General features: G+C 65.8%; 21 protein-coding genes. 8 read left to right on the top strand and 13 right to left on the bottom strand.

Features of this window, described 5'->3' with window-relative positions; genetic code table 11:
* Window positions 1-167 precede the first annotated feature (167 nt).
* Entirely contained in the window at window positions 168-866 is a 699-nt protein-coding gene (locus AB4118_RS21060; protein WP_441491582.1) for a metal-dependent hydrolase, read from the bottom strand.
* 123 nt (window positions 867-989) lie between these two features.
* Between AB4118_RS21060 and ade the strand changes: the two genes are divergently transcribed.
* On the top strand, window positions 990-2,690 hold the full coding sequence (gene ade, locus AB4118_RS21055) for an adenine deaminase (protein WP_441491581.1): 1,701 nt from the start codon (window positions 990-992) through the stop codon (window positions 2,688-2,690).
* A 166-nt stretch (window positions 2,691-2,856) separates the two neighbouring features.
* On the opposite strand, the gene AB4118_RS21050 is transcribed toward ade, so the two are convergent.
* The 5 genes from AB4118_RS21050 to AB4118_RS21030 all read right to left on the bottom strand — a co-directional run bounded on the left by AB4118_RS21050 (window position 2,857) and on the right by AB4118_RS21030 (window position 7,564).
* Window positions 2,857-3,837: an Ldh family oxidoreductase gene (locus AB4118_RS21050; protein WP_441491580.1), complete on the bottom strand. Its 981-nt coding sequence runs from the start codon at window positions 3,835-3,837 to the stop codon at window positions 2,857-2,859.
* The gene (locus AB4118_RS21045; protein WP_441491579.1) at window positions 3,834-4,763 is read right to left on the bottom strand and encodes a hydroxyacid dehydrogenase; all 930 of its coding nucleotides are present in this window, start codon (window positions 4,761-4,763) and stop codon (window positions 3,834-3,836) included. The genes AB4118_RS21050 and AB4118_RS21045 overlap by 4 nt, the downstream gene beginning before the upstream one ends.
* A gap of 24 nt (window positions 4,764-4,787) precedes the next feature.
* Complete coding sequence (locus AB4118_RS21040; protein WP_441491578.1) at window positions 4,788-5,837, bottom strand: YeiH family protein; 1,050 nt, start codon at window positions 5,835-5,837, stop codon at window positions 4,788-4,790.
* Between the two features lie 83 nt (window positions 5,838-5,920).
* Entirely contained in the window at window positions 5,921-7,111 is a 1,191-nt protein-coding gene (locus AB4118_RS21035; protein WP_441491740.1) for a UxaA family hydrolase, read from the bottom strand.
* Window positions 7,112-7,276: 165 nt separating this feature from the next.
* The gene (locus AB4118_RS21030) at window positions 7,277-7,564 is read right to left on the bottom strand and encodes a UxaA family hydrolase (RefSeq protein WP_043234293.1); all 288 of its coding nucleotides are present in this window, start codon (window positions 7,562-7,564) and stop codon (window positions 7,277-7,279) included.
* A 90-nt stretch (window positions 7,565-7,654) separates the two neighbouring features.
* On the opposite strand from AB4118_RS21030, the gene AB4118_RS21025 reads away from it, so the two are divergent.
* From AB4118_RS21025 to ruvX, 3 genes are all read left to right on the top strand, one after another.
* Window positions 7,655-8,419 (top strand): GntR family transcriptional regulator, encoded by a 765-nt coding sequence (locus AB4118_RS21025; protein ID WP_441491577.1) that lies wholly within the window; start codon window positions 7,655-7,657, stop codon window positions 8,417-8,419.
* A 68-nt stretch (window positions 8,420-8,487) separates the two neighbouring features.
* On the top strand, window positions 8,488-9,477 hold the full coding sequence (locus AB4118_RS21020) for a tripartite tricarboxylate transporter substrate-binding protein (RefSeq protein WP_441491576.1): 990 nt from the start codon (window positions 8,488-8,490) through the stop codon (window positions 9,475-9,477).
* 56 nt (window positions 9,478-9,533) lie between these two features.
* The gene (gene ruvX, locus AB4118_RS21015) at window positions 9,534-10,025 is read left to right on the top strand and encodes a Holliday junction resolvase RuvX (protein WP_441491575.1); all 492 of its coding nucleotides are present in this window, start codon (window positions 9,534-9,536) and stop codon (window positions 10,023-10,025) included.
* Between the two features lie 63 nt (window positions 10,026-10,088).
* On the opposite strand, the gene AB4118_RS21010 is transcribed toward ruvX, so the two are convergent.
* Together AB4118_RS21010 and AB4118_RS21005 are read right to left on the bottom strand one after the other, a co-directional pair.
* Window positions 10,089-10,460 carry a hypothetical protein gene (locus AB4118_RS21010; RefSeq protein ID WP_441491574.1) on the bottom strand — a complete coding sequence of 124 codons (372 nt, stop codon included), beginning with the start codon at window positions 10,458-10,460 and terminating at the stop codon, window positions 10,089-10,091.
* 63 nt (window positions 10,461-10,523) lie between these two features.
* On the bottom strand, window positions 10,524-11,015 hold the full coding sequence (locus AB4118_RS21005) for a hypothetical protein (RefSeq protein ID WP_441491573.1): 492 nt from the start codon (window positions 11,013-11,015) through the stop codon (window positions 10,524-10,526).
* Between the two features lie 270 nt (window positions 11,016-11,285).
* On the opposite strand from AB4118_RS21005, the gene AB4118_RS21000 reads away from it, so the two are divergent.
* Both AB4118_RS21000 and AB4118_RS20995 read left to right on the top strand, forming a co-directional pair.
* Window positions 11,286-12,209 carry an AEC family transporter gene (locus tag AB4118_RS21000; RefSeq protein WP_441491572.1) on the top strand — a complete coding sequence of 308 codons (924 nt, stop codon included), beginning with the start codon at window positions 11,286-11,288 and terminating at the stop codon, window positions 12,207-12,209.
* 218 nt (window positions 12,210-12,427) lie between these two features.
* Entirely contained in the window at window positions 12,428-12,616 is a 189-nt protein-coding gene (locus AB4118_RS20995; protein WP_441491571.1) for a hypothetical protein, read from the top strand.
* Window positions 12,617-12,698: 82 nt separating this feature from the next.
* Here the strand turns inward: AB4118_RS20995 and AB4118_RS20990 are convergent, their stop codons facing one another.
* From AB4118_RS20990 to AB4118_RS20975, 4 genes are all read right to left on the bottom strand, one after another.
* Window positions 12,699-13,070: a DprA-like winged helix domain-containing protein gene (locus AB4118_RS20990; protein WP_441491570.1), complete on the bottom strand. Its 372-nt coding sequence runs from the start codon at window positions 13,068-13,070 to the stop codon at window positions 12,699-12,701.
* Window positions 13,021-13,632, bottom strand: a complete 612-nt coding sequence (plsY, locus tag AB4118_RS20985; protein WP_441491739.1) for a glycerol-3-phosphate 1-O-acyltransferase PlsY — start codon at window positions 13,630-13,632, stop codon at window positions 13,021-13,023. Before plsY ends, AB4118_RS20990 begins: the two co-directional genes overlap by 50 nt.
* 48 nt (window positions 13,633-13,680) lie before the next feature.
* Window positions 13,681-14,973 (bottom strand): dihydroorotase, encoded by a 1,293-nt coding sequence (gene pyrC, locus AB4118_RS20980; RefSeq protein WP_441491738.1) that lies wholly within the window; start codon window positions 14,971-14,973, stop codon window positions 13,681-13,683.
* Window positions 14,974-15,045: 72 nt separating this feature from the next.
* Entirely contained in the window at window positions 15,046-15,990 is a 945-nt protein-coding gene (locus AB4118_RS20975; RefSeq protein ID WP_069880943.1) for an aspartate carbamoyltransferase catalytic subunit, read from the bottom strand.
* Window positions 15,991-16,284: 294 nt separating this feature from the next.
* Here AB4118_RS20975 and topA point away from each other — a divergent pair, with 294 nt between their 5' ends.
* Window positions 16,285-18,984, top strand: coding sequence for a type I DNA topoisomerase (gene topA / locus AB4118_RS20970; RefSeq protein WP_441491569.1), 2,700 nt, complete (start codon window positions 16,285-16,287; stop codon window positions 18,982-18,984).
* 241 nt (window positions 18,985-19,225) lie between these two features.
* On the opposite strand, the gene AB4118_RS20965 is transcribed toward topA, so the two are convergent.
* The gene (locus tag AB4118_RS20965; protein ID WP_441491568.1) at window positions 19,226-20,296 is read right to left on the bottom strand and encodes a DUF2778 domain-containing protein; all 1,071 of its coding nucleotides are present in this window, start codon (window positions 20,294-20,296) and stop codon (window positions 19,226-19,228) included.
* Window positions 20,297-20,957: 661 nt separating this feature from the next.
* On the opposite strand from AB4118_RS20965, the gene AB4118_RS20960 reads away from it, so the two are divergent.
* The coding region (locus AB4118_RS20960; protein WP_441491567.1) for a DNA translocase FtsK at window positions 20,958-22,024 on the top strand (1,067 nt) is incomplete at its 3' end.

The raw sequence follows: 22,024 nt of genomic DNA, 5'->3' as shown, positions 1-22,024 counted from the left end.
AAACTGATTTGCCCGCGCTATAGCGCGTCGGCGGCAAAAGGATAAGTCAATACTGACGGGTCGTCGGAATCCCGGCCAGAACGCCGGGATCCATCGTCATGGACCGAAGCTGGATGGAGACGGGAATAGCGCGCTTCGTTGCTTATCCCGGATGACGCGGCCTTGCGTCAGATCTCGACCGCCTCGCCCTTCCCGGGCACGAGGGCCCGAACATCGCTGCCCTTCAACGCCGCGACGAACTCGTCGGCATTCTGGGCGATGATCGGGAAGGAGCCGTAATGGCAGGGGATCGCGACCTTCGGCTTGACGAAGCGGGTCATGGCCAGCGCCGCGGTCTTCGCGCCCATGGTGAAGCGGTCGCCGATCGGGCAGATGCAGATGTCGACGGCATTCAGTTCGCTGATCAGCGCCATGCCCGGGAAGATGTCGGTGTCGCCCATATGCCAGAGCGTCTTCTCGCCCGGGGCCTTGATGACCACGCCATTGGCGCTGCCAAGCGGGAAAGCGACACCGGCCTCGACCAGGCCGGCCGAGTGATCTGCCCTGACCAGGGTGGTCTGGAAGGAGCCGAGATCGACCGTGCCGCCGGTATTCATCGGCTCGAACTTCTTCAGCCCCTTCGAGGCGAGGTACATGCACAGGTCGAAATTGGTGACGACGGTCGCGTGATTGGCCTCGGCGATGGCAAGCGCGTCGCCGATATGGTCGCCATGGCCATGGGTGATCACGATATGGCTGACGCCCTTCGATGCCTCGGCGGCATTACCCTCGAAGGCCGGATTGCCGGTGAAGAACGGATCGATCAACAGCGAAGCGCCGGGGAGATCGAGGCGGAAGGCCGAATGGCCGAACCAGGTGAGCTTCATGGCGGAACCCCTTAGGCTGACGGGCAAGACAGCCTATCTAGGCCGGCAACGCGCGCCGTCCAAGTCGACTTTGCATCGGGCGACGTGCACGCTGCCACGCCTGGACCAAATGGAACCCTCGACATGACCGACGCCGCAACCCTTTCCCGCCGCATTGCCCAGGGCCGTGGCGACGAGCCGGCCGATCTCGTCATTCGCGGCGCCAGGCTGTTCGATCTCGTCACCGGCGCCCTGGTCGAGACCGATATCGCGCTCTGCGGCGGAACGATCGTCGGCACCTATGGCCGCTATGAGGGGATCGAGAGCTTCGATGCCCGGGGGCTGATCGCGGTGCCGGGCTTCATCGACACGCATCTTCATGTCGAATCGTCGCTGGTGACGCCATTCGAGTTCGAGCGCTGCGTGCTGCCGCACGGGGTCACGACCGCGATCTGCGACCCGCACGAGATCGCCAATGTCCTTGGCGTCGAGGGGATCAGCTATTTCCTGCGCTGCGCCGAGGCGATGCGCATGGATTTGCGCGTGCAGCTCTCGAGCTGTGTGCCGGCGACGCATCTGGAAACGGCAGGGGCCCGACTGGAGGCGGGCGACCTGACGCCGCTGATGGACCATCCCAAGGTGATCGGGCTCGCCGAGTTCATGAACTTCCCAGGCGTGCTTCACCGCGATCCCGGCTGCCTCGCCAAGCTCGAAGCCTTCTCGCACCGGCATATCGACGGCCACGCCCCGCTGGTCCGTGGAATGGACCTGAACGGCTACCTCTCGGCCGGCATCCGCACCGATCATGAAACGACCACGGCCGAGGAGGCGCGCGAAAAACTCGCCAAGGGCATGGCGATCCTGATCCGCGAGGGCTCGGTGTCAAAGGACCTGCATGCCCTGATCCCGCTGATCACCCGCGACGCCTCCCCCTTCCTCGCGTTCTGCACAGATGATCGCAACCCGCTCGACATCGCCGAGGAAGGCCATCTCGACCACATGATCCGCACTGCGATCGCCGCCGGGGCGGATGTGCTTGCGACCTATCGCGTCGCGACGCTCTCGGCTGCACGGAATTTCGGCCTGTTCGATCGCGGCTTCATCGGCCCCGGCAAGCGCGCCGACATCGTGCTCGTGGATGATCTCGCGACCTGCCAGGTGAAGTCTGTCTTTGCGGGAGGCCGGCTCGTCGAGGGTGCCCTCTTCGCGGATCGCAAGCCCATTCCGCCGGTCGGCCTCGGCAGTGTCCGGTGCCGCAGACTGGAGCCGGGAGATTTCAAGGTCGCGGCCCGGTCCGGCGACACCCCCGTCATCGGCGTCGTGCCGGGCCGCATCATCACCGAGCGGCTGGCGATGTCCCTGCCCGCCCGGGATGGAGAGGCCCTGCCCGACCTCACGCAGGACGCGGTCAAGGTCACGGTGATTGAACGGCATGGCAAGACGAACGGCATCGCGACCGGCTTCGTCCACGGCTTTGGCATGAAACACGGCGCCATCGCCTCTTCCGTCGGCCATGACAGCCATAATCTCTGCGTCGTCGGCGTCGACGAAGCCTCGATGGCGGCTGCCGCCAACCGGCTGATCGAGATCGGCGGCGGGTTCGCCGTCGCGGATGGTGGCGTGGTCAAGGCGGAGCTGGCGCTGCCGGTCGCCGGCCTGATGAGCGACCAGCCTTTCGAGGTCGTGCGGCACGGCCTGGAGGGCTTGCGAACGGAAGCGAGGGCGCTCGGCGTCGTGCTGGCCGAGCCGTTCCTGCAGGTCGCCTTCCTGACCTTGCCGGTGATCCCGCATCTGAAGATCACCGACAAGGGGCTGGTCGATGTCGACCGGTTCGACTTCGTCTGAGATCTAGCTTCACGGCATCGGCCCGCAGAGTGGATTGCGGACTTCAGGCCGATGCCGACACAGAAAGTCGGATCATCGGACCGGATGCGAGCCGGTTCGTTGATATAGACTTTTGTCTTTGCATCGGCTTTCCCGAAAACCGCAATCCACTCTGCGGGCCGATGCTTTAGGCGGAGAGGATTTCCTCAGGGATCAGAATCCCTTCAGCGCGGGCCTTCGCACGCAGATTCAAGCGCCTCGTCCCCGGCAGGCGCGTGCCTGGCTGGTCCTCTATCGCGTGGGCCAGCAGCTTCATGCGTTCGGCGAACCAATTGCCGCCCATGCTGGCGGGATCGATCGCGAGGATGAGCTGGCCGGTATCGGGTGGACCGCCCTTGTCGTCGATGAAGGAGGACGCCTGGAAGGCGAAATGCGTGCCGACCAGTGCCGCGGCGAGGATCTCCACCATCATCGCCAAGGTCGCGCCCTTGGCGTCGCCGAGCGGCACCATGGTGCCGGCAATCGCGGCGGCCGGGTCGGTTGTCGGCTTGCCATCCGCATCGAGCGCCCAGCCTTCGGGGATGGGCTCGCCCTTCTGTCTGGCGGCGACGATCGGCCCGCGCGCGACCTTGCTCAGCGCCATGTCGATGACGACCGGCTCGCGCCCGGCGAGCGGTGCGGCAAAGGCAATGGGATTGGTGCCGAAGACCGGCTTCGAGCCGCCCCAGGGCGCCATCGCGCCCGGCGTATTGGCGAAGAGCAAGGCGACGAGCCCCTGCTCGGCCAGGCGCTCGACATGCAGTCCCGCAGCGCCGCAATGGTTCGAGCGCCTGATCGGTGCCGCGACGACGCCCTGGGCGCGTGCGAGTTCGGGCAGCTCGCTGACCGCAAGATCGATCGCGGGATAGGCAAAGCCATGGGCGGCGTCGATGGCGAGCACGCCGGGCTTCGGTCGCCGGGCGATCGGCACGGCCTGGCCATCGATCTTTCCCGATTTCAGCATGGCCAGATAGGTCGGCACACGCGAAAGGCCGTGGCCCTTCAAGCCGTCGGCCTCGGCCATCACCAAGGCCCAGGCAACGGAGGCGGCATTGGCCGCTGAAGTCCCCGCAGCGGCGAACAGCGCCGCAATTCTGACTTCGGCCTCCTCCAGAGAAAGGCGGGTCATGTCCGCCCCTCCAGCGCGGCGATGACGCGCTCCGCGACGAGGCCGGAAACGCGCCCGTTCGATTCGACGGTATTGCCGGCGATATGCGGCGTCAGGATCAGGTTCGGCGTGCCGGCGAAGAGCTTGGCGCCGCCGCGCAGCGGCTCCTCCTCGAAGACGTCGAGCGCCGCACCGGCGAGCCTGCCGCTCTTCAGGGCCTCGACCAGCGCGGCCTCGTCCATGACTCCGCCACGCGAGGCGTTGATCAGGATCGCGTCCGGCTTCATGCGCGCGAAGGACGCGCTTCCGATTAGCCCCTTGGTCTCCGAGGTCAGCGGCAGATGCAGGCTGATTACATCCGAGGTCGCAAGCAGGGCATCGAGCTCCAGCCGCTCGACATTGCTCCAGACCGGATCACCGGCTGGAACATAGGGGTCGTAGGCGGCGATGCTCATCCCGAGCAAGCGGGCATGCGCCGCAGCGTCACGCGCGATGGCGCCAAAGCCGACGAGCCCCATGCGCTTGCCGGCGATCTCGCGGCCGATCAGCTTTGTCTTTGGAAATTCGCCAGCCAGCATGGCTGCATTGGCGAAATAGGCGCCGCGCAACAGGGTCATCGCCGTGCCGATGACATATTCGACGACCGAGAGGCTGTTCGCCCCGGTCGCCGGGAAAACCTTGATGCCGCGGCCGGCGCAGGCTTCCATGTCGATATTGTCGAGGCCGACGCCAAGCCGGCCGATGACCGTCAAATTCTTCGCGCCTGCCAGCAACGCCCCTCTCACCTGCGTCTGGTTGCGGACGATGAGGGCCGGGATGTCGGCGACCAGCCGGGCGAGTTCGTCCGGCTTGCCGAAGAGTTCAGGGTCGTGATGAACCGCGTAGCGGGCGCTGAGGCTTGCGACCGCCGCCTCATCCATGAATTCGGTGATGACGATATCGGTCATGGCTCTCCCGCCTTGCGTGGCTGCTCAACCCAATGCTGTCAGGCCGCCGAGGACGAGCCCGAGAATGACGAGGCTGGTCCCGGTGACGACGACAAGATGCCGCCAGCCCAGCCGCACCATCGAGCCGATCGAGGTGCCGAGCCCGAGCGCGGCGATCGCGATCAGAAGCCCCCAGCGCGAGGCCTCCAGCAAGGCCGCGCGCACCGGCTCATAGAATCCGGCCAGCGTGGGCTGCGTCGCAAACGCGCTGTTGACCAGGCAAAGCGCCAGGAAGACGAAGGCGAAAACCGGGACCGGCACCTTGGCATCACTGGGATGGCCGCCTTCGCGCGCCATCCACCAGCCGACGAGCAGCACCGCGGGCAGCAGCAGGAAGACGCGGAACAGCTTGACGATGACGGCAGCATTGGCAGCATCGTCGGAAACAGACTGGCCGGCGCCGACGACCTGCGCGACGTCGTGAATCGAGGCCCCCAGCATGACGCCGGTTTGGGTCGGGCTCAGGCCGAGCCAGACGCAGATCAGCGGGTAGGCCAGCATCGCGATCGTCGCGAGCGCATTCATGGCGATGACCGTGAAGGCGACATCGGCGGCCTTGCCGCGATAATCCGGAAGCACGCTCGCCGTCGCCAGCGCCGCAGAGGCGCCGCAAACCGCGGTCGCAACCCCGGCAAGCGCGCCAAAACCGTGTTCGCGCCCGAGCAGGCGGGCCAGCCAGAAGCCGGAGATGACTGTCACGATCATCGAGAACACGACCAGCAAAGCGGTCGACAGGCCGAGCGCGATGATGTCGCCGAGCGCGATGCGCAGGCCGAGCAGCGCTATAGCCCAGCGCAGCATCTTCTTGACGCAGAAGACCATGCCAGCCTGGAACCGAACGGTATTCGCCAGCGGATGCAAGGCCATGCCGATCAGCAGGGCGATGACAACTGCAGGGATGCCGATCTTGCCGCCGAGCCAGGTCTTCAGGACCGGCTCAGCCAGGACCGACGCAATGGCAACAGCGGTCGAGAGCACGATCCCGTCGAGAAGGGGGCGCCAGGCGCTCAGCGGAGAGGATGAGGCGACGGACAAGAACTCTGCTCCGGCTTGCTCTGCCGGTCTTCGGCAGGTGGAGGGCGGGCGGCATAGCGCCCGCCCGCCGGTTTAGTGTCCGGTCAGGCCGAGCGATAGAGCTTGGTCATCGAAAACTCGCGATGCCCCAGTGCTTCGGCCGCGGTCATACGCCCATTGGCGGTGCGCACGATATTCTGGATGAGCGCATCGCCGGCCTGCGAAATCGTCAGGTCGCGGCGCAGGATGCCGGAGACGTCGACATCGATATGCTCCGGCATGGTGCGCATCGTCTTGGGATTGCCGGTGATCTTGATGACCGGGACGATCGGATTGCCGATGACGTTGCCCTGCCCCGTCGGGAATGTGTGCACGACATAGCCGCCGGCCGCCATCAGGGTCACGCATTCCGCCGCGGCCGAGGAGGTGTCCATGTAGTAGAGGCCGGGGCCCTTGGCCGGCGCTTCCGCCGGCTCGAGGATGTCGATGAACTTGCACTCCCGGCCGATCTTCTCGAGATTGCCGAGCGCCTTTTCCTCGATCGTGGTCAGGCCGCCGGCGATGTTGCCCTTGGTCGGCTGGCTGTCGGAGAGGTCGTCGGTCTTGTGGGCCTCGATCACGTCGTCCTGGTAGGCCTTCCACATCTTGTACCAGCGCTCGCCGACCTCCGGTGTCGCGGCGCGGGCCTTGCAGAGATGCTCCGCACCGGTGATCTCGGAGGTCTCGCCGAAGACGCCATAGACGCCGCGCGGAATCCATTTGTCGTACATGTTGCCGACGGTCGGGCAGGAGGAGAGCCCGGTCGTGGTGTCGGATTCACCGCATTTGGTCGAGACCCAGAGCTCCTCGATGCCGCATTTCTCGCGCTGCAGCTCGGTCGCCCACTGCACGAACTCCTTGGCGACATAGGACGCCTTGGCGATCGTGGCGATGTCGCCATGGCCCTCGATGCCGAAGCCGACGACCGGCTTGCCGGTCTTGGCGATGCCGTCAACGACCCGCTTGGTCCAGCCGTCCTCGATGCCGATGACGATGACGGCGGCTACATTGGGGTTGGATCCCGTGCCGATCAGGGTGCGGAAATGGACCTCGAGATCCTCGCCGAACTGCAGGCGGCCATAGGCATGCGGAATCGCGAGCGTGCCCTTGATATTATTGGCGACCGCCTCGCAGGCGGCATTGGAGAGGTCGTCGAGCGGCAGCAGCAGGACGTGGTTGCGCACGCCGACGCGGCCATTCTCCCGGCGCCAGCCATGGAACGAATCGAGACTGCGGCCGGTCGGGCGCTCCACCATCGGCGCCTTGAACTCGGGCGCTTCGATCTTGCGGCCCTTGATGCGTCCGAGCTTGCCCTTCACGAGATCGAAATTGGCGACGATCGACATGGCGTTTCCTTCGTTTTCTTGACGGGCTCGACCCTGGCGGGAGCCCCGGAACAGGTCAGGCGGCGAACGTGCCGATCACCAGCGCTTGGTCTTGGCGTTGTGCACGTGGAGATGCTCGCCCTTGCCGATATCGGCGACGGCCTTGCCGATGTCCTGGCCGTATTTCCAGATCGTGTCGCCCTTCTTGATGTCCTTGAGCGCGACCTTGTGGCCGATCGGGATGTCCATCTTCGCGGCCAGGCGAAAATCCGAATTGTCGTGGGTGACGACGCAGAGCATGTCCGTCCCGGCCTTCAGGCCCTCGACGACGACGACACCGACGGTGTCCTTCTGCTCATGCACCAGGAGATGGGGCTTGCTCATGTAACGCCTCCTTCAAGCTTGCGAAGGTTCGCTCTGGCCCGTGCGAAAATCGGGCTCGACCTGCGCTCGGTAAAGTCTTATATAAGACATATGAGTGTGCACAAGCTCGAAAATGCAGAGCGGCGCGGCGCGGTCGACACGGCTGAGCCGCTGGGCTTTCGGCCGCTCTATCGCCAGGTGAAGGCGATCCTCGTTCGCCGGCTCGTCGATGGCGTCTGGGCGCCGGGCGAAGGTCTGCCGAGCGAAGGGCAACTCGCTGCCGAGATCGGCGTCAGCCAGGGCACGGTGCGCAAGGCGCTGGACGAACTGGCTTCCGAAAATCTCGTCGTTCGCCGACAGGGGCGCGGCACCTTCGTGGCCGAGCACGACGAGCGCCGCATCCTGTTCCAGTTCTTCAAGCTGGTGCCCGACCATGGCGAGCGGCGCTTTCCCGACAGCGCCGTGCTGAGCATCGCGACCGGACTGGCTGACGCAGCCGAGCAAGCTGCGCTGGATCTCGACGACAAGGCGCCGGTCATTCGCATCCGCCGGATGCGCTCGCTCGATGCGGCGCCGCTGATCGTCGAGACGCTGACCCTGCCGCAACATCTGTTCCCGGGGCTGGAGCATGGACCGGTGCCCAACAATCTCTACAGCCTGTTCGCGGCCCGCTACGGCGTGACGATCGCGAATGCGCGCGAGAAGCTGAAGGCCGTCGCCCTGTCCCCGGTGGATGCAGCTGCGCTCGGTGTCGAAGCCGGCCGGCCCGCCTTGCAGATCGACCGCGTGGCTCTGGCGCTTGACGGCATGCCCGTCGAACGACGCCTCAGCCTCTGTCTGACCGAGGAGGCTCATTACCTTTCCGACCTGCGCTGAGGCGCGGGCGGCATACCCGTTCCATACCAAGCCGCCGGAGAGCGGTTCGTCACGACCGGAGGAAATGAATGATTGCCAAGACGACGAGACGCCTCGCACTCGCGGGGTTGCTGGCGCTAGGACTTGCCTCGCCCGCGGCGGCGCAGGGATTTCCAACCAAGCCACTGACATTGATCGTGCCCTTTGCGGCGGGCGGACCGAGCGACGTGATCGCGCGGTTGCTTGCCGACCATATGGGTCGCACGCTCGGCCAGCAGGTGGTGGTCGAGAACATCGCCGGTGCCGGCGGCACGGCCGGCGCCAAGCGCCTCGCCGCATCCGACGCCGACGGCCACACTCTGCTGATCCACCATCTCGCGCTCGCGGCCGCGCCTTCGCTCTACAACAATCTCGGATACGACACGCAGACCGCTTTCGCGCCCGTCGGGCTGGTGAATACCGGGCCCATGGTCGTGGCCGGCAAGCTCGCATTGCCGCCGGTGGACGCCAAGGCGTTCTTCCCCTTCGCCAAGCTGCAGGCCGACAAGCTGACCATCGCCCATGCCGGGATCGGCTCGAACGCCCATCTCTGCGCGGTCCTGCTCTCGCAGGCGCTCGGCGCGAAGTTCACACAGGTTGCCTATCGCGGCACAGGTCCTGCGATGAACGATCTCGTCGCCGGGCAGGTCGACGTGCTCTGCGACCAGTCGACCACCGCGGTGCCGCAGGTCCAGGGCGACAAGGTCCGTGCCTATGCGGTGACCTCGACCGAGCGCCTCGGCGTGCTGCCGAACACGCCGACCGCGCGCGAGGCCGGCACCGATCTGGAGATGACGATCTGGCACGGGCTCTACGCGCCGAAGGCAACTCCGGCAGCGGCGCTCGACAAGCTGAACGGCGCGCTGAAGGCCGCTCTCAAGGACCCCGTCGTCCTGGAGCGCTTCAAATCGGTCGGCACCAGCGCCTTTCCTGAAGCTGAATGGAGCCGCGACGCCCATGCCAAGCGCTTTGGCAGCGAGATCAGCAAATGGGCGACCTCACTCAAGGCCGCCGGCGTGACCCCGCAGAACGTGAACTAGACGCCATCCCCCACGCGCCGCTCGCCAGTACGGGCGGCGCGTGCTACCCGGCCCTGATGTCAGCCAATCTGGTTCCTCTCGAAACCTTCCTGAATCTGCCCGATCACGCGCGGCTGCTCGGCCTCGACCTCGGCACCAAGACGATCGGCCTCGCGCTGTCCGATGTGGAGCGCCAGATCGCAACGCCGCTGGAGACGATCAAGCGGGTCAAATTCGGGCTCGACGCAGCAGCCCTGCTGAAGATCGCCGCGAAATTCGACGTCGCAGGGCTGGTCATCGGCCTGCCGCTCAACATGGATGGCACGGAAGGGCCGCGCGTCCAGTCGACACGGGCCTTCGTCCGCAACCTCGCCCCCCTCACCGCCTTGCCGATCGCATTCTGGGATGAGCGCATGTCGACGCTGGCCGTGACGCGCACCTTGCTCTCGGCGGACGCCTCGAGAGCCAAGCGCGCCGAGGTGGTCGACAAGATGGCTGCGGCCTACATCCTGCAAGGTGCGCTCGATCGCCTGATGCGCATGGAGCCCCCGGACACCGACGAGGCCTGACATGCGAACGCCGCCACGGTTTCCCGCGACGGCGCCTCTATCCTGACATTGCCGGGCGGCGGGTTACGGAATGACGTAGCCGCGCTTGATCGCCTTCTTCTGCGCCTCTCGGTGGTTCTTGATCGCGCGCTTCTGATCCTCGAGGCTCATACCTGCCATCGGATTGTTGTTGCGCGGCCCGCGATCATAGCCGCCGCCATCATAGGAGCCGCGCCGGTCGTCGTAGCGTGGGCCGCGCCGGTCGTCATAGCGTGGGCCGCGATCGTAGCCGCGGTCATACCCGCGATCAGGGCCACGCCCGTAACGCGGGCCGGGCTCGTAATAAGGATCGCGGTTACTGCCGCCATAGTACTGCGCCGAGGCGGGAGCCGCCCACAGCACTGCCGACGCCGCAAGTCCAAGGCCGACCAGCAGGGCCTTGCTGTAAACGCTCATTCTCGTCCTCCATGACCGCGCACAAAGCCGGTCCGCCTCAAAACTCAAATCCCGGGCCGACGATCAGTTGCCGCCGCGCGCCGGATCGGTGGTTCCGTTACGGGAACCACCATAGGGGCCACGCTCTGAATAATAGTTACCGGGGCCGTAGTACCCGCCATGGTAGCGCGGGCGCTGATAGACAACCACGGGCTCCTCATAGACATAGGCGGGCTGGTAGCCGTAACTCGGCTGATAGTAGCTCGGCTGGTAGCCGTATCCCCCGTAGGCGTAGCCATCATCGTAGTAGTAGGTCCCGGAATAGGCCGGCCGGTTGGCTGCGATGGCAGCCGCGCCGAGAAGACCAACACCAACGGCGCCTGCGATGGCAACGTTACGGTTGCAACAGCCCCAGCCCCGTCCACGATAGTAGCTGTATCCGGCGCCGGCCTTGTCGAGGCGGCTGGCGTCGACGCCGGCGCGGGGCTCGCTGGCCGCCGCCGGCAGGACGAATCCAGCGGCCGAGACCGAGCCGGCGGTCAAAGCCACGATGGCGGATTTCCTGAGAGAAGACACTGTCACATCTCCTGCGATTCACGCGCCTGAACCTGGATCTCATGATCAGGCATCATGCTTGAATGCGGCCTGAACCAATCACGGCGGGATTGCGGCGGATGCAACTCGGACTGCGCGGGACGCGCGCTTGTTCGGGGCCGGCTGCCGTGAGAGGGGTTACGAAACGCCTCCGATGACAGTTTTCCCTCCATCAACGTCAGCTTTGGCAGATTGTTCCGGCGCTCGGATTCGCGCTGCCGGCGCCAAATGCCGTCGCAGCCAGGTCCCGATATGAACCCGATCATCAACAGCCTGGTGGCGATCTTCCTGGTGCTCGCGACCGGCTGGGCCCTGAAGGCTCGCGGTTTCGTCTCCCCCAGCCACTGGGTCGGGGTCGAACGGCTGACCTATCAGGTGCTGTTCCCGGCCGTCGTCATTCACACCCTGGCCGTTGCGGATCTGAGCCAGTTGCCGGTGCTGGCGATGGGGCTGACCCTGGTCACCGCGATTCTCGGCGTATCGACCGTCCTCCTGATCGTTCGCCCCCTGCTTTCGCGTGTCGGGATCAACGGCCCGGCCTTCACCTCGGTCCTGCAGGGCTCGGTGCGCTGGAACACCTTCGTCGCGCTGGCCCTGGCGGCCGGGCTGCACGGCCGCGAGGGGGCAACCTTGATGGCGATCGCGGTGGCCTCGATGATCCCGCTGCTGAACGTGCTCTGCGTCCTCGTCCTGGCGCGCTTTGCCGTCGGGCGCCCGATGAGCGCGGCGGAGACGGCGCGCTCGATCGCGGTGAATCCCTTCATCTGGTCGTCCGCTGTCGGACTTCTGCTCAACCAGATGCAATGGATGTTGCCCGCGGCCCTCACGACCTATGTCGATATCCTCGGCCGGGCGGCGCTGGGTGTCGGGCTGCTCGTGGTCGGCGCCGGGCTCGAGATCCATCGCTTGAAACAACCGCGACTCGCCCATGGCCTTGCCATCGGGCTCAAGCTCGTCGTGATGCCGCTCGTCGCCTGGATGTTGGCGCGGCAGTTCGGCGTCACCGGCACCGCACTGACGATCACGGTGGTCGCGGCTGCGGTACCGACGGCTACCGCGGCCTATTTTCTCGCACGCGACATGGGGGGCGACGCCCCGTTGATGGCCGAGATCACCACGATGCAGACCCTTCTGGCGCTCGTGACATTGCCCGTGGCGGTCCTGCTTCTGGGATGATTCCAGGCGCGCGTCAGACCCGCGCGCCAATGCACGCAGAAATTGAATTCGTTATTCCGTTAGGTCATTCTACGCATTGAGATCGCGTCGCTGCACGACCGCAGCGCCGCATCGTTCAAGGGCAAGCTGCCATGACTGCGCGAGGGCCGAGGCCAGGCCGCAAGACCAGAAATCCTCCCCATACGCCATTCGAGTCCGCTTCGTTCTCGACCACTCCCGTGAGCCTGGAGAGCTCCGCCGCGCAGCAACTCGGGGTTGCCGAGTACATCGAGAGCATCTGTGTGGAATTGCGCATGATGGCCCGGGCGGCCAAGCTCGAAACGCTGGTCTACTTCCTCGACATGGCCCGGATCGAGGCCACGATCCAGATCGAGAGCCACGGAACGCTCGGCAAGCCATCCGACTGAGGACGTTCTACGACCGAGGAAGCCCTCCGACTGACGGCCGATTCCGCGAGGTTTGATGACCGGGCGGGCCGTCCCGAGGCGCTCAGGGCATGACGCGCGAAAGCGCGCCGCCGGGATGGCGCAGAATCGCGCCGTCGAGTTCCAGCTCAATCAGCAGCCGGCCGACATCGCGGGCGGACCGGCCGCTGGCCCGGATCAGATCGTCCAGGGAAACGGGAGCTGCTCCAAGCAGGGCCAGGACGCGCGCGCGGATCTCATCGCCTCCCCCTTCTCCTTCCGCTTCGCCTGCCGCTTCCGACGGTGGTGCGAGATCGGAGCCGGCGATGGCAGGGGGCAGAACGGTCCTCGGCGCCGGGGAGATTTCCGGCAGATCGAGTTCGTCCCAGAGGTATTCTGATCCCTGATCAGCCCTTCTGGCCGATCTTGCCCTCGCTGCGGTCCAGCAGCCTTGCAATGTTCTCGCGATGCATGAACCAGAGCAGCACGGTCAGAACGGCCATCAGCGCGGCCATGCGCGGCTCGTTCGCCCAGAACCAGAGCAGCAGCGGCGTCAGCAGGCTGGCGAGCAGCGCAGCAAGCGATGAATAGCGGCTGAGATAGGCGACGCTGAGCCAGATTGCCGCGAAGGTCACTGCGATCGGCCATTTCAACCCGATCAGAATGCCGAGATAGGTGGCGACGCCCTTGCCGCCCTTGAAGCGCAGCCAGACCGGGAAGAGATGCCCGAGAAAGGCGCCGAGCCCGGCGAGGAGCGCGGCGTCCTTGCCGCCGATCAGATAAAGCCCGACGAGCACGGCCGCCGTGCCCTTGAGCATGTCGCCCACCAGGGTCAGCGCCGCCAGCTTCTTGTTGCCGGTGCGCAGGACATTGGTGGCGCCGATATTGCCCGAGCCGATGCTGCGAAGATCAGGTCCGCCGCTGAGGCGCGTCAAAACGACACCGAAAGGGATCGAGCCCAGCAGATAACCGATGGCCACGGCAGCCAGTGCCGAAGACCCGGGCAGGCCCAAACTCATCATCTCAGGCATTCCGCCCCCGCTTCCCCAGGCCATCGCGGCAAGAGCTTAGACTGCGTCCGCCTCGTAGACCACTCGTCCGGCAACGAAGGTTGTGCGTACCAACCCATCGAGCCGCGCCTCGTCGAAGGGTGAATTCTTGGCCCGCGATTTCAGCTTGCGCTTGTCGACGACATAGGGCGCGTCGGGATCGAGCAGGATCAGATCGGCTGGAGCCCCGACGGAGAGACGCCCGCACGACAATCCAAGCAGAGCGGCCGGGCGCGTCGAAAGCGCCGCCAGCAGCGTCGGCAGATCGGTCTGCCCTGCATGGACCATGCGCAGCGCCGCCGACAGCATCGTCTCGATGCCGAGCGCGCCATTGGCGGCCTCGGCGAAGGGCTGGCGCTTGGTCTCGACATCCTGCGGGTCATGGTCGGAGACGACGACATCGATCACGCCCTCGGCCAGCGCGGCCACCATGGCGAGCCGCTCGTCCTCATGGCGCAGTGGCGGCGAGACCTTGCAGAAGGTGCGGTAGTCGCCGACGTCGTTCTCGTTCAGCGTCAGATTGTTGATCGAGATGCCGCAGGTGATCCGCACGCCATCGGCCTTGGCCCGGCGCACGAGTTCGACGGACTCGGCGCAGGAGATCATCGCGGCGTGGTAGCGCGCGCCGGTGGCCCGCGCGAGGCGGATGTCCCGCTCGAGCATGACGGTCTCGGCTTCGAGCGGAATGCCCGGCAGGCCCTTGCGGCTGGCGAACTCACCCTCGTTCATCACGCCGGCGCCGCGCAGGTCCGGATCCTCGAGATGGTTCATCAGCAGCGCATCGAAATCGCGGCCGTAGATCATGGCGCGGCGCATGACCTGCGGATTGCGCACGGCCCGGGAGCCATCGGTGAAGGCGACTGCGCCTGCTTCGAGCAGCAGGCCGAACTCGGTGATCTCCCGGCCCTCGATCCCCTTGGTCAGGGCAGCAGCCGGCAGCACGTTGACGACCGCCTTGTCGCGGGCACGGCGCTTGATGAAATCGATAATGGCGGGATCGTCGATCGGCGGATCGGTATCCGGCCTGCAGACGACCGTGGTGACCCCGCCGGCCGCGGCGGCCTGCGAGCCCGTGCCGAGCGTTTCGCGGAACTCCGCTCCCGGCTCACCGAGAAAGGCGCGCAGATCGACCAGCCCCGGCGCGACGATCAGGCCGCCGGCGTCGACCCGCTGCACGCCCTCGCCCGTCGCCGGAGCGGCGCCCCAGGCGATCTCCGCAATCGCACCATCGCGCAGCAGAAGCGCACCCGGCCCCTGCCGGCCCGATGCAGGATCGACCAGTTGGGCGTTGACGATCGCAAGCTCGCGCATTTCGGACATGATCTCGCTCGGTCTCGCCTTCAGTGTTGTGTTCCAACCGGCCGGGGAATGGCTCGGCCGCGCTCAGCCATTGGGCAGATGCTGGGCCAGCGCATCCAGAACCGCCATGCGGACGGCGACCCCCATCTCGACCTGCTCGCGAATCAAGGACTGAGCGCCGTCGGCGACTTCCGAGGAAATCTCGACGCCGCGATTCATCGGGCCGGGATGCATTACGAGCGCGTCCGGGCTGGCCAGCGCGAGCTTGTCGCGGTCAAGGCCGAAATAGCGGAAATACTCCTTCGGCGACGGCACGAAGGCGCCGTGCATGCGCTCGAGCTGGAGACGCAGCATCATCACGATATCAGCCCCTTCCAGTCCCTTCTTCATGTCGGTGAAGACGGAGACGCCCATACGCTCGATGCCAACCGGAAGCAGGGTCGAGGGGGCGATCAGGCGGACCTTTGCGCCAAGCGCATTGAGCAGGATGATGTTGGAGCGGGCGACCCGCGAATGCACGATGTCGCCGCAGATCGCGACGGTCAGCCCGGCGATCCGGCCCTTGTTGCGGCGGATCGTCAGCGCATCGAGCAGGGCCTGGGTCGGGTGTTCATGCGCACCGTCGCCGGCATTGACGACAGAGCAGTCGACCTTGCGGGCGAGCAGGTTGACCGCACCGGCGGCGTGATGGCGCACCACCAGAATATCGGGGCGCATCGCGTTCAGGGTCGCGGCGGTGTCGATCAGCGTCTCGCCCTTCTTCACCGAAGAGGATGCTACCGACATGTTCATCACGTCGGCGCCGAGGCGCTTGCCGGCAAGCTCGAAGGAGGCCTGCGTGCGCGTCGAGGGCTCGAAGAAGAGATTGATCTGGGTGCGGCCGCGCAGGGTCGCCGTCTTCTTCTCGACCTGTCGCGAAAGCGCGACATAGTCCTCGGCGCGATCGAGGAGAGCCTCGATATCCAGATGCGACAGGCCCTCGATGCCGAGGAGGTGGCGGTGCGGATAGGTCGGGGCTGGCGATGTCATTTGAAGGTGGTTGTTTAGGCACAGACTCAAGACGGCGCAAGCGGCGAGATGGCCATTGTCCAGCGCTTCGTCCAAGGGCGGGCCGGAGCGACCGCGCGGGGAACGGCCGGAAAGCGACAGTTGATCGCCGCGCCACTGTTGCATTCGCGCAGCAATCCCTATTTGACAGCGCTGTCGTGCTGAACCACTTTCGCGCGCAATTCCGAACCTGACCCCGGGCGCCCAGCGCCAAGCCAGGCCGGACCGGCACGATGCGTGCTGGCCCTGCCCCTTTGTCATGAGACTTTAGCTGCCATGAAGCTCCTCGTCGTCGAGTCGCCGGCCAAGGCCAAGACGATCAACAAGTACCTGGGTTCCGATTACGAGGTCATCGCCTCGTTCGGGCATATTCGCGACTTGCCCGCGAAGGACGGCTCGGTTGATCCCGAAGACGACTTCAAGATGCTCTGGGAAATCGAGGGGCGCGGCGCCAAGCAGGTCGCGGAGATCGCCAAGGCGGCCAAGGGTGCCGAGAAGATCATTCTCGCAACCGACCCGGATCGCGAGGGCGAGGCGATTTCCTGGCACGTGCTGGAAGCGCTGAACCAGAAGCGCGCCATCAAGGGCATTCCGGTCGAGCGCGTCACCTTCAACGCCGTGACCAAGGATGCGGTGCAGAAGGCCCTCGCCAACCCGCGCCAGATCGATCAGGCCTTGGTCGACGCCTATCTGGCGCGCCGCGCGCTGGACTATCTCGTCGGCTTCACCCTGTCTCCGGTGCTTTGGCGCAAGCTGCCCGGTGCCCGCTCGGCCGGGCGCGTCCAGTCGGTGGCCCTGCGCCTCGTCTGCGAGCGCGAACGCGAAATCGAAGCCTTCAGGGCCCGGGAATACTGGTCGCTGGTTGCGACGCTCGCGACCGATACCGGCGCGACCTTCGAGGCTCGCCTGGTCGGAGCCGACGGCAAGAAGATCACCCGGCTCGACATCGGCACCGGAGCGGAGGCCGAAGCCTTCAAGGCGGCGCTGGAGACAGCTCTCTTCAACGTGGCGCAGGTCGAGGCCAAGCCGGTCAAGCGCCACCCCTACCCGCCCTTCCAGACTTCGACGCTGCAGCAGGAAGCCTCGCGCAAGCTTGGCATGGCACCCGCCCGCACCATGCAGGTTGCGCAGCGGCTCTATGAAGGCGTCGACATCGGCGGCGAGACCGTCGGTCTCATCACCTATATGCGAACCGATGGCGTCGACATGGACGGCAGTGCCATCACGGCTGCCCGCAGCGTCATCGGCAAGGAGTTTGGTACGGCCTATGTGCCGAGCGCGCCCCGCAAATACACGGTCAAGGCCAAGAACGCGCAGGAAGCCCACGAGGCCATCCGCCCGACCGATCTCGGCCGGCTGCCAGCGATGGTCGTGCGCCATCTCGAGCCCGAACAGGCCAAACTCTACGAGTTGATCTGGAAGCGCACCATCGCGAGCCAGATGGAATCGGCTTCGCTGGAGCGCACGACGGTGGACGTCGCCGCCAAGGTCGGTTCGCGTCATCTGGAGCTGCGTGCCACCGGTCAGGTCGTGCTCTTCGACGGCTTCCTGACGCTCTATCAGGAGAGCCGCGACGACGAAGAGGATGAGGACAGCAAGAAGCTGCCGCCGATGAAGGCGGGTGACGGGCTGGAAAAGCGCGCCATCGCCGCCGATCAGCACTTCACCGAGCCGCCGCCGCGCTTCTCCGAGGCGAGCCTGGTCAAGCGCATGGAAGAGCTCGGCATCGGCCGGCCCTCGACCTATGCGGCGACGCTGGCCACGCTGCGCGACCGCGAATATGTCCGCATCGAGAAGAAGCGGCTGGTGCCCGAGGACAAGGGCATGCTGGTCACCGCTTTCCTCGAGAGCTTCTTCGGACGCTATGTCGAGTTCGACTTCACGGCGAGCCTGGAAGAGAAGCTCGACCGTGTCTCAAATGCCGAGATCGACTGGAAGGCGCTGCTGCGCGAGTTCTGGGAAGAGTTTACCCAGGCCATCGCCGGCACCAAGGACCTGCGCGTCACCGAGGTGCTGGAAGCGCTGAACGGTGTGCTGGGAGAACATATCTTCCCAGCGCGCGGCGATGGCGGCGATCCACGCACCTGCCCGACCTGCGGCACCGGTCAGCTCTCGCTGAAGCTTGGCAAGTTCGGCGCTTTCGTCGGCTGCTCGAACTACCCGGAATGCCGCTACACCCGGCCGCTGACCGTTCCGGCCAATGACGGCGAGGCCACGGCCGAGGGTGGCCAGGGCGCGCCCGGCGTGCGGGTCCTTGGCAAGGATCCGGTCACGGATCAGGATGTGACGCTGCGTGACGGTCGTTTCGGCCCCTATGTCCAGCTCGGCGAGGGCGAGAAACCGAAGCGCCAGAGCTTGCCCAAGGGCATGAGCGCGGCTGCCGTCGATCTCGACAAGGCGCTGGCATTGCTTGCGTTGCCCAAGGAGGTCGCGAAGCATCCGGAGAGCGGCGAGCCGATCCTGGTCGGCATCGGTCGCTACGGCCCCTACGTCCAGCACGGCAAGATCTACGCCAATATCGACAAGGACGACGATGTCCTCGCGCTCGGCGGCAACCGCGCCATCGACCTTATCGTCGCCAAGGAGAGCGGCGCGGGCGGAGGACGGTTCGGTCGTGGAGCGGCGGTGCCAGGACGGGAGGTCGGCGAGCATCCTGCTGGCGGCAAGCTCGTCGTGCGCGCCGGCAAATACGGCCCCTATGTCAACTGGGGCAAGGTCAACGCGACCCTGCCCAAGGCGATGACGCAGGAGAGCCTGACGCTCGAACAGGCGGTCGAACTCGTCAACGCCAAGGCCGAAGCCGGAGGCGCGAAGGGCGGAGCGAAGGCAGCCGCCAAGACGAAGCGTCCAAGCGCGGCGAAGGCGCCAGCCAAAGCGCCGGCGAAGAAGGCTGCCGGCAAGACGGCGGCCAGCAAGACAGCAGCCAAGGCTGCGCCGAAGTCGAAGGCCAAGACCAAGGCCGACGCCGAGGGCTGACCCTCGGCGTGCTCTCGCTTCAGGGAAGAGGCTGGACAAGCTTATCGCGGCGAGGCTTCAGCCCGGCTCAATCTTCGCGCCCTATGGACATGCTCCCATAGGGCCAGCGCTGTTCTTATGCCGATAGGCTTCCCCTGCTCCAGGAAAAGCGGCCAGCCTGGGTCGGCGCAATGCAGCGACCGATTGGATTCGTTGCGCAGTGGAGGAAAAGCGGCCTCGGACGCGGGCCGCGAAGTCCGGCCTACATGCTGGCTACGACGACCAGGCGTTTGACCTCACCCCTGAGATAGGCCTGCAGGAACTTGTCGTAGTCCCTGAACGAAACGCATCCGTTCGAATCCCCTCGCGGTCCGAGGAGGTAGGTATGCGCCAACAGGCCGGCGCGTCCGTGGATGGCGCCGCTGCCGCCGACCGGGTGGAGCCGGATGGCCCGCACACCGTGGAACAGAGCCTCGCGCTCCTTCAGATCGTAGACATGCGGCGGCGTGACACCCTGCATCCTCACATGCGCGAAGCGTGGGTCGTCCATCTTGTCGCCGAGCCCAGAATGCGCCTCGAGCCGGTCGCCATTTGGCATGTACACCATGCGCGCCGAGATATCGTAGATGGCCGTCGCCTGGGCCGAGACGCCCGCCGAAGCCGGCAAGGTCGGGCTGAGCTTTCTGCCACGGCTCCTGTCGACGACGTCGTCCTCCGGCGCCGCATAGGCGAGAGCCGGCCCCGACGAGCGCTGCACCCCAAAGATCTTCTCGAAGAACGAGCGGTTATCTGCTGCCGTCGGCGCGGGCGGGACGGCGGCTGTCCGTGTTCGCCGGGTGGCCTGGCGCTCGACTACGCGCGGAGCCTCCGGATCGGCGGGAAGGCGAAGCTCGGACGGGCGCGGCACCGGAAGCGGCGTAATCTGAGCGAGCTTGGGCGCGTCCTGGGGCTGCTGCACCGGCGCAACGATCTCCGGTTCGACAGCCGGAGCCGGCAGCTCGACGGGGTCGGCAGGGAGCGCCGCGGCGGATTGGAAGCCGGCGGCCAGGGGAGAGCTCTCGCCAAGGGTGAGAGGAGCCGGCCCCAGCGAATAACCGGGATCAAGGAGCGGATCGTAGCGTCGGCTGGAAGCGACCAAGACCGGTTCCAGCATGGGGGCAAGCTCACGCACGGCAGAGACGATCGGCTGACCGTCCTTCTGTGCCCAGAAGCCGGCTGCCGCGCTCAGACCCAGGGTCGCGACGACGAAGGCAATTCGGGAGAAACGGATCCTGTGTCGGCGATTGCGCGCACGAGGGGCGAGGCCAGCAGTCGGACCGGACGAAAAACTCATGCGTCGTACTCTCGGGATACTCTGGTACTCTTCCCGCCTCCGACGCGCGCCAACACCCACCCCGCTCACGCAGACTCATCACGATGAGCCGCAAGCGGGTCAGCTTGCTGTCCCGATCTTCAGTGCTGGGAAACCCTAACTGTGTTCGATCTTGATTAAGCGCGCGCTTGGTTAATCATGAATGAAGCTGAATCATGTTTTCCAAAGTGCGACCCTTTGGCGCGTCCGACGCTCAGCCCCCTCGGCAAGCACTGCGGCAGGCCCCGTATCTAACGACGGTGAGGGAAGCTGTGGCGTTGCGCGGCTCGCTCCGTCCGGGTTGTGTTTCACGAGGCGTTAACCCTGCCCCGATACGCATTCAGCAGCACCGTCCCTTCCAAAATAGTAGCCGTAACTGTCGATGCGTAAGTTGAAACTCTATCCGCAACGTATCGACGGAAACGACGATCATTGCCCGACATCCATCCCCGGCAGCTCTGATGAGGGGGCCGCTAGGCACGTCCCTCACGGTCTGCGCGCTCAGCTGCCCGTTTCCCCGGTCATCACTCCCGTGCACCGAGCGCCAGACCCTGACGCAGCGCCCAGTCGTGTGCGCTACACAAGGACGCCGGACCATCTCCTGCGGAAGGTGTGGGGTGGGCTGGAGGCTACGACGACACCCATGGTGGACGTCGACGCGGTCGTTGAGGCCAAGGTCGAGATCGATCCATGCGATGCGATCCCGACTGCCGACGAAGACCATGTGAGTTTCGAAGAAGCCGCGCCGGAAGATGCCGCGGCGGAAGTAGCCACACCGGACGTCATGGAGATCGTTCCCGCTGAGAGCGAGGCGGATGGCGCACTCCAGCTCTACGCGAATATCTCGGACCATGCGTTCTGGGATCTTGGGTCGATCTCTGCCGAAGGCATGTCCAGCCCCGCACCTGAGGCGCCGTGGGAGGAGCCAGCGACGCCTCTGCACCGGGACTATGCCGAAGACGCTCCATCCTCAGTCGAGAGCGGGGACACTGATGTGGTCCTTGCTCTTCCGGGTAGCGACCTAGCACTGAACGTCATTCCCAGTTCCGCTCCGGCCCTGAGCTGGTCGCAAACCTATACGGTCAACCTCCAACTCGGAGGCGCTGCATGGTCCAAGAGCGACATCGCGCCCGGTGTGCAGGCGTCCGGCGAAAGCCGCTCGCATGCCGAGCCCCACGTGGCGCAAGCCGTTCTGCCTGCAGCGAAGCTGGAAAGTGAGCCTGAGCCAACCCGGAATGGCGAGGCCGACGAACCTGCCGGTGTCGATCGTCAGGCAAGACGACGCAAGGCGCTGCCTGCGCCTGCACCGATCGTGCAGACAAGCGTCTTCGAGCTGCCGCCGCTGAGCTATCTTGCCGAGCCGAAGACGCAGCCCGAGGCGGCGGTCTCGACCGAGACCCTGCAGCAGAATGCGGGATTGCTCGAAGGGGTGCTCGAGGATTTCAACATACGCGGCGAGATCGTCCAGGCCTGTCCCGGCCCGGTCGTGACGCTCTACGAGCTCGAGCCGGCGCCGGGCATCAAGTCGTCGCGGGTGATCTCGCTGGCCGACGACATCGCCCGCTCGATGAGCGCGATCTCGGCGCGTGTCGCCGTCGTCCAGGGCAAGAACGCGATCGGCATCGAACTGCCCAATGCCAAGCGCGAGACCGTCTTCCTGCGCGAGCTGCTCGCCAGCCAGGATTTCGAATCGACCAAGCACAAGCTGGC

Source organism: Allobosea sp. 2RAB26, assembly GCF_052115465.1.
Taxonomy (GTDB): Bacteria; Pseudomonadota; Alphaproteobacteria; order Rhizobiales; family Beijerinckiaceae; genus Allobosea.
The sequence above is the reverse complement of the archived record's forward strand: the minus strand, read 5'-3'. Positions and strand labels throughout refer to the sequence as shown.